Source organism: Sphingomonas sp. EU05-FHT14C10 (assembly GCF_058790595.1).
The window spans coordinates 19,925-27,560 of record NZ_JBYTEN010000031.1 but is presented as its reverse complement, the minus strand read 5'-3'; the positions used below and the strand labels follow the sequence as shown (position 1 = coordinate 27,560).

Here is a 7,636-nt window from a genome sequence, read left to right as displayed (position 1 = left end):
GCGCAGCAACATCGCCCCGCATTAGGAGAATCCACGTCGCTGCCGCGTTCCTTCACATTATCGCGACCTCGTGATAAGCGATCTTATGCGCAGCTGCGCATAAGATTCCGAAAGCGCCCGCGTAGGCGTCGTAGATGCCGATCTGCGCTGGGGTCAGCGCATGTTCGAGCATCTCATATTCCACGCCGTCAAAGGACAGCGATCGGGCGGAATAGAGGCCGAGCGCCTTGAGGTCGCGCGCCAGCACCTCCATCGCCGCGACCCCGCCGTCCTCGATCGCCGCGATGAACTCGCTGCGCGTGGCGAAAGGGAAATCCTCGCCGCCCCACAGGCCGAGGCGCTGGGCGTAGGCGAGGTTCTGCACGGTGGTCGCGCCGGTAGCCGAGACATAGACGATGCGTGCGTCGGGCAGTGCGTGCTGGAGCCGAAGCCCCGCACGGCCCTGCTGCGAGGGCGCCTGCTCGCCGCGATCGCCGGTGCCACCGGCCGCGTTCGCCATCGCGTGCGCCTCGTCGAACACGATCACGCCGTCGAAGTCGGCGCCCAGCCAGTCGACGATCTGCTGGACGCGGCTCGCCTTCTCGCCGCGCTCCTGCGAGCGCAGCGTGGCGTAGGTCGTGAACAACACGCCCGCGTCCAGCGTGATCGCCGTGCCCTGCCGGTAGCGCGAGAGCGGCGTCACCAGCAGGCGCTCCTGGCCGAGCGCCTCCCAATCGCGCATCGCGTCCTGATGCAGGGTCTCGGAACGGCTCACCCACACCGCGCGGCGGCGGCCTTTCAGCCAGTTGTCGAGAATGATGCCCGCGACCTGGCGGCCCTTGCCCGCGCCGGTGCCATCGCCGAGGAACCAGCCCCGGCGGAAGCGCACGGCTTGTTCCGCATCGTCCGGCGCGGCGGTGACGACATCGCAGGTGCCATCCACCGTCCACGCGCCGGCGAGATGACCGGCGTGTGCCTCGCCCGCGAGGATCACGGATTCGAGCTGGGCGTCCGAGAGGATGCTGTCGGCGATGAGGTTCGCCGGCAGGGTCGGTCGATAGCTCGGCTTGGGCGGCGAGACCGAGGCCATCGCCGCCGACTGGACCAGCGGCGTCGGGTGCGGCTTGGCGCCGTCGATGCGCAGCGACTGGAGCGCGTAGGGCTCGTAGATCGCGTCGGTCAGACGGCCGGCTTCGGCGGGCGTCCACTCGATCGGCTCATAGACCAACTCCGCCGCCTCGGGCAGCACGACGGGCGCAAGCGCAGGCGCGGAGGCGGCTCGACGACGGGGCGCGGGCGTGGCGGCCATGGCCTGCAAAGCGACGGGCATGGCCGGCGGCGGCGTATCGGGACCGGCCCCGCGCGGCGGCACATGATTGAGCACCCAGCCAAGCAGGGTCGCGGTGTCGGGCGCTACTCCGGGCGAGGCCGGGAAGTGGCGAGGATCGTCAGCGGGGACGCGCTCGAGAACGGTCAGGCGCGTGTCGATGGTCGTGCCGTGCTTGGCATAGACCCGGCCGTCGATCGCCGCTGAGAAGATGACGCGGCCACGCTCCTGAAGTTGGACAAAGGCGTCGGTCCAGGCGGGATTGTCGGGCGCGCAGCTCGCCCCGGTGATCGCGACCAGACGGCCGCCCTCGGCGAGCCGGGCCAGCGCGGACCCGATATGGCGCAGCGCCGCGTCCTTCATGGTCCGATCGACATGGGCGACGGCCGAGAACGGCGGGTTCATCACCACCACACTCGGCACGATGTCCGCGCGCAGATAGTCATGGATATGCGCGGCGTCGTGGCGGGTGACGGGGCAATCGCCGAACAGGCCGGCGAGCATCTCGGCGCGGATCTCGGCCAGCTCGTTGAGAACCAGGCCCGCGCCGCGCGTCTCGGCCTGCACCGCGAGCAGCCCGGTGCCGGCGGAAGGTTCGAGCACCAGGTCGCCCGGCCGGATCGCGGCCGCGAAGGTGGCCACGAAGCCAAGCCCGGCCGGTGTCGAGAATTGCTGAAACGCCTGGCTGGTCTCCGACCGGCGCGTATGGGTGGGGAGCAGGGCCGCCACCTTCTCGATCATCGCGAGCGCGGCGACCGGCGAGGCGGACTTGCGCAGGATCGTGCCGCCATATTTGCGCAGGAACAGAACCTGCGCCGCTTCACAGGCGTCGTAGGCGGTTTTCCAGTCCCAGGCGCCATCGGCGTCGGAGCCGCCGAACGCGGTCTCCATCGCGGTGCGCAGGGCGCGCGCGTCGATCGCGCGGCCGCGTTCGAGGTCGGGCAGGATGAGCGCGGCGGCGGTAAGGATGGACCGGGCGGTCGCGGCGAAACCGGGCGCGACGGGAAACGGCGCCGCCGGACGGGCAGCGGGTGCAGCAAGAGTCATGGCGAATGTCCTTGAGGAGAGCCGGGATGGAACGGGCCGCCGGATGCTCTCTCTCGATCCGGCCGACCCGCCCGTTTCCGGCCCGCCTCTCACTCTCTTGAGGGCGCGGGGCACGAGCGCATCGCGGGGGCCGATCGCCATGCGAGGGAGAATCCCGTCTCCCGCTGTCGGACAAAAAAAGAGCCCGCCCCCGGTCGAAACGGGGACGGGCTATGCTCAAGGTCAGGCGTCGGGAGCGGTCGGCAGCACCCAGGTTTCGTGCCGGGCCTCGTCGATCACGAAGCCATGCGGCCCGGAGCGATATTCGGCCGCAGGGACGAGGAAACCCCGAAACGGCTGCCGGTCACGTTTTCCGCCGAGCGCCGCGATGCACGTCACGGAGCCAGGCGAACTCTGCGGCCGGCTCGCGGATATGACGATCCAGTCCTGAGCGTGCGCCTCCTCGAACAGCCTGCGGTCGTTCAGGAAGGATTCGCCCGGTGCAAGGGGTCTGCCGTGGGCAGCTTCCCAACATTCGGGGAATGTGTCGCGCAGCGTCTTCTCGGCAATGCGCCGCTCATAGGCCGTGAACAGCTCGGGAAAGCCGAACGCGACCTTCGCCCATTCGCAGTCCTCCTCATACCAGCCGCCCTCGACGCGCAGCACGGCAGGCATAGCCGCGTTGCGGGCGTCATCGAGATTGAAGCCGCCGTGGCTGGCGGTGTGGTGGAAGACGACGCCCTCGGCGTAGACTTCGCCGCCCTGCGATCCGCCCCAGGGTGTCCAGAGATCGGACGATTGGCGCTGTCGGTCGAGCGCGTTTCGCTCTCGCTGATGCTGGACCTGCTCCTCGACATGGGCGCGGAAACCGGCCTCGTTCGGCACGGTGCCGGCAGCGCCATAGAAGTCGGCCTGTTTCCATTCGGGGATAGGTCGGTTCAGGCGCCAGGCGCTTGCGATGCGCAAGCCGTCCGCGACCGGAACGGCGAGATAGGCTGTATCGCCAACCAGCGCGGCCAGATGGTTGTCGGCGGTGCTGCCGTAGACGGCCAGGATCGAAGCGGCGGCGTTCATGCCGCCCTCCCGATCAAAGCGTCGCCAGCTTTCTCCTCTCCGACGACTTCCACGACCATGTTGGAATATCGGTTGCGCGACATCCATTCCTCGGCCGCCGCCATATCCGGCGCCAGATGACGCAGTTCCTCACGATCGCCGTCGCGGGTGAGGACGCGCACCATACCGGGCGCAGGCAGCTCCATAACCTCGAACCGAAGGTCGGTCGTGACCTGAAATCCCCTGTTCACGATCACGAGGATGACGCCGTTCGAGCCGAAGTCGCCGAGGTGGAGCATGAAGGTCGCCGGGAACGTGGAGCCGCCCAGCGTGCAGGCGGCTGTCTTCTGGACCAGGCGGCCCGTATCGTTGCGGTTCTTCCAGGCGGAGAGCTTGCGCCGGAAGCGTTCGGGCGGTCGTGGGCTGCCGTCGAAAAAGCGCAGCAGGGCGCCGAGCGGGATGGCCGCGACGACGGCATGGCCGTCGAGGGCCGAAGCCGCGGGCGCCGACGGATTGAGAAATGTGGACATGGTAGGTCTCCGAGAGAGCGGGAAAGGAGCGAGCCGTCCGGCGCTCTCTCTCAATCCGGCCGGCTCACCCGGCCCCGGCCTTCCTCGGGCTCTGGCCGCCGGCCCCGTCATGGGACCGGCGGCGCGCGGCTCAGACCGTGAGCGTCCCGGCCGCGATTTCTTCGATCCAGCCAGCGGCCTCGTCGAAATCGGCGTCGCCGTCTTCGACCTGCCGCGCCAGCGCGACGGCGCCCGAGCGGCCGAACTGCCCGAGACGCTGGAGGGCGGCGAGCAGAACGGGCGCGAGAACGTCGGCGTCCGCCAGTGCGATGTCGTCGATCTTCATGGGGATTCTCCTATGGTGAGGGTAAAAGCCGCACGGCCGGAAATGGCCCGGCGGCCACGCGAAAAGGCCCGGCGCTGGGCGGGGCCGTTGGTCGGCATCGAGTAGAAAAAGGGCGGAGCGGCCGAAACCGCCCCGCCCGAGTGCGGCTATTCCGCCGCGATCGCGTAGGCAGAGTCTTCGCCTTCGCCATCCTCGCCGAGGAAGGCCGGGAGCGCCTCGGCATCGTCGCCGTCGACCGGCGCGTCCGCGATCGGCAGGACGGGTTCGAGGTTCGGCATCCGCAACGGCTCGGGAAGCCAGCCGGAATCAGCCAGCAGCCGTTCGGCTTCGTGAGCCATGTCGCCCTTCTTGAGGTGGTCGATCAGGCCGGCCTTCTGGGGTTCCGTGCCTTCGGCGACAGCTTCGAGGATGCGCGGCTTGGTGACGCGGCCGAGATAGTTCTCGTAGGTCGGCCGCCAGCCCGTTACCGCCATGTCGAACCCGATCGCGCGGGCAAGGACGTTGGCGTGCTCGATCCGGCGCGCGACCCCATGCGCCGAGACGCGACCGCCGCCATGCTTGGGCACCGGCTCCCACAGTGCGTTCACCGCATAGGCCGCGCAGTGGGCGAACAGCGCCGCCTGATCGGAGCCGTCGAGCTGCTGGATCGCGTCCCAGGCATCCCTGTCAGACTTGGGAAGCCGCGCCTTCCAACCGGCGTGGCGTTCCTCCATCGCCTTCACCGCCGCGCTTTCCCGCAGGCCCGGCGCCTGGAACGGAAAATAGACGCGGCTGACGGACAGCTCCAGGCAGGTCTCCGTGCGCACCTGATAGAAGGTGGTCAGCACCATCGCGTGCAGCACGGCGGCGAAGGCCACCGAGGGGTTCTGCGCGAAGGCGTCCTGCAAGGCGACCGTCCGGGATGCGGTCAGCTCGGCCACCAGCCTGTCCGGCAACGGCTTGATGACTTCATCATCGTCATCGTCGCCGTCGGCTGCGACGGAAACGACCGCGCCGTCGGGCTTGGTCGAGTTCACCTGCGCCGTGATGTCGGCCGGTCCATCGCTCGACGGATCTGCGACCGCATCGGGCTCGTCGGCGGAATGTTCGACGATTTCGTCCTTGGGCTCATCCTCCGGCCGCACCCAGCCGCGGTCGATGTAGAGCGTACCATCGGCTTCGAGACCGACGAACACCCCAGCGTGGGCTTGCTCCTGCGCGTCGTAGGTGAAGCGGCCGCGCGACAGCGTGGCCAGCTCGACGTCGATGGCGGTGACGCGGGCCTCGACCTCGGCCGGGACATCGCCATGGCCCGCCCATTGCTCCTCCAGCGCGTCGGCTTCGGCGCGAAGCTCGGCGATACGAGCCTCGTCCGCTTCGGTCGGCGGCTCGCGGGTAGCGTCGATCTCCCGACAGTCCTCGTCATAGCCATAGGGCAGATCGATGAGCGCCTCGACCCATTTCCAGCCCTCGGCCCTGATCGTCTCGGCCTCGGCGTCGAGCTTTTCGGCGACCAGGCGGTCGAGCAAGGCGGGATCGGACAGCCAGCCGCCATCATCGGGCTCGAACAGGTCGCGCGTCGGGACCGTACCGCCCGCCGTGAGATAGGCCGGGACGCCGATGAACAGCACGCGCCTGTCGGACACCGGCACCATGTCCTCCGTGAGCTTGTCGCGGATGAACGAGGGCGACCTGTTGCTGCTGTGGTCGAGCTGCTTCCAGAGCTGCTCCTGACGGGCGTGATCGTCGCTGACCGTGAAGGCCATGAGCTGATCAAGCGTCATGTCGCCGGCCGCATAGACCTCGTGCAGCTTGGGCGAGACCGAAGCGAGCCTCAGACGCTGACTGACCACAGCAGGCGTAACGCGGAAGTGGGCGGCGATGGCCTGCTCGCGCTCGCCCTTGTCGTGAAGCGCCTTCATGCCCCGGAATTCGTCGAGAGGATGAAGCGGCTCGCGATGGGTGTTCTCGGCGAGCGAGTCCTCTTCGGCCAGGACCGGATCACCGGCCGACTTGACGACACAGGGCACCGGGCTGGTCTTGTCCATGCGCTTGCGCTTCACGAGGATCGCCAGTGCGCTGTAGCGACGGCCGCCGGCAGGAATTTCGAACCTGCCGGTCTCGTTGCCTTCGGGGTCGATCTCCGGCCGCACGTTGAGGCCATGCAACAGCCCGCGCCGCTCGATGTCGTCGGCGAGGTCCTCGATCGTCACGCCGTTCTTCACGCGGCGGACATTGGACTGAGACAGGAACAGCTTGTCGAAGGGAATGTCCCGCGACGGGCTGAGGGTGATCTTGGGGATGGGGGCAGCTTTTGCCATGTCGGTTACTCCATGACGGGCCGCCGCGAGACACTCTCTCGGCTATCCAGCCCGTCACGAAACCGAAGGCCCCCCTCTCACTCTCTTCAGCCTGTGGCCGTTACACACCGCACATGCCCTCGCATTCATTGCCCCACAGATCGAGCTGCCCCCGATCGGCCAGCGTGCTGAGGTCGGCCTGGTCGAGCGGCACTGCCGAACGATGCAGATAGACCTCGCCCCGGATGCCGCGCAGGCCGGTGCGGATCGCGTGGTCCACGGCGACGGCCTCATCCCAGGCGGCCGGGTCACGATCGCGGATCTCGCGCCAGCGCATGTCGGAGTGGAAGGGACAGCCGACGCAGGCGCTCTTGGGCGGAATGGGATAGTCGTGTCGTTCGAGCCAGCGCAGGCAGTCGTGCCGCGACATGCGCTGCTCGATCAGCGGCCAGCGGTTGACCTGCCATGCCTCGAACGACGGCTTCATGCGTATCAACTCGTCGGCCGAGATGCCGATCCATTGCTCGACGACGGGATGGTCAGGCGAGCGGCGGCGGGTCAGCCCCACCAGCTCGCGCACCTTCCGGCGGATCGGGACGATCTTGTAGTCCTTGGTGCATTGGCGCCGGATCATGCCGATCTCGATGCGGTGCCGCTTGAGCGTGCGCGTGAAGGCGGGGATCGAGGCCCAGCGTTCGCCCGATCCCGCGCGCAGCAGATCGGCGCGGATGTCGCCGGCCGAGACGATATGCACCGGGAACAGTAGCACGCCCGACGACATCAGCCAGGCGAGATGTTCACGCACCGCGCGCGGCTCCCAGCCGGTGTCGGCGAAGATGGCGCAGTCGGGCATCGGCCCGATCTCGCCGTGCGCGGCCATCAGCGCCAGCGTGGTCGACTGGACGCCAGCCCCGAGGCTGAGGACGCGCAGTCGGACCCGATCACGGGATGGGTTCTGGCCGAGGGTGATAAGGCCCGCCTGATCGTGACCGGCGCGGGCGGCGGTGCTGGTGAGCGCCATCGCATGTCTCCGCGACGGGCCGGCAGGAGCCACTCCCTCTGCCTCGTGGACCCGTCACGGCTGACCGGACCTGGCTCTCACTCTCGGGGCGTTGCG

General features: G+C 68.6%; 5 protein-coding genes and 1 pseudogene. All 6 read right to left on the bottom strand.

Going from position 1 to position 7,636, the window contains the following annotated elements; all coding sequences use genetic code 11:
• Positions 1 to 100: 100 nt before the first annotated feature.
• Positions 101 to 2,353, bottom strand: a pseudogene (locus AC3WT0_RS19020) (strawberry notch-like NTP hydrolase domain-containing protein); the annotation flags it as partial.
• A gap of 222 nt (positions 2,354 to 2,575) precedes the next feature.
• Positions 2,576 to 3,406 (bottom strand): DUF7007 domain-containing protein, encoded by an 831-nt coding sequence (locus AC3WT0_RS19015; RefSeq protein WP_492755000.1) that lies wholly within the window; start codon positions 3,404 to 3,406, stop codon positions 2,576 to 2,578.
• Positions 3,403 to 3,915 (bottom strand): UCP036055 family protein, encoded by a 513-nt coding sequence (locus AC3WT0_RS19010; protein WP_492754999.1) that lies wholly within the window; start codon positions 3,913 to 3,915, stop codon positions 3,403 to 3,405. Before AC3WT0_RS19010 ends, AC3WT0_RS19015 begins: the two co-directional genes overlap by 4 nt.
• A 130-nt stretch (positions 3,916 to 4,045) precedes the next feature.
• Positions 4,046 to 4,240, bottom strand: a complete 195-nt coding sequence (locus AC3WT0_RS19005; protein ID WP_492754998.1) for a hypothetical protein — start codon at positions 4,238 to 4,240, stop codon at positions 4,046 to 4,048.
• Between the two features lie 146 nt (positions 4,241 to 4,386).
• Entirely contained in the window at positions 4,387 to 6,540 is a 2,154-nt protein-coding gene (locus AC3WT0_RS19000) for a ParB/RepB/Spo0J family partition protein (RefSeq protein WP_492754997.1), read from the bottom strand.
• Between the two features lie 100 nt (positions 6,541 to 6,640).
• Positions 6,641 to 7,540, bottom strand: a complete 900-nt coding sequence (locus tag AC3WT0_RS18995) for a hypothetical protein (RefSeq protein ID WP_492754996.1) — start codon at positions 7,538 to 7,540, stop codon at positions 6,641 to 6,643.
• Between the last annotated feature and the right edge of the window lie 96 nt (positions 7,541 to 7,636).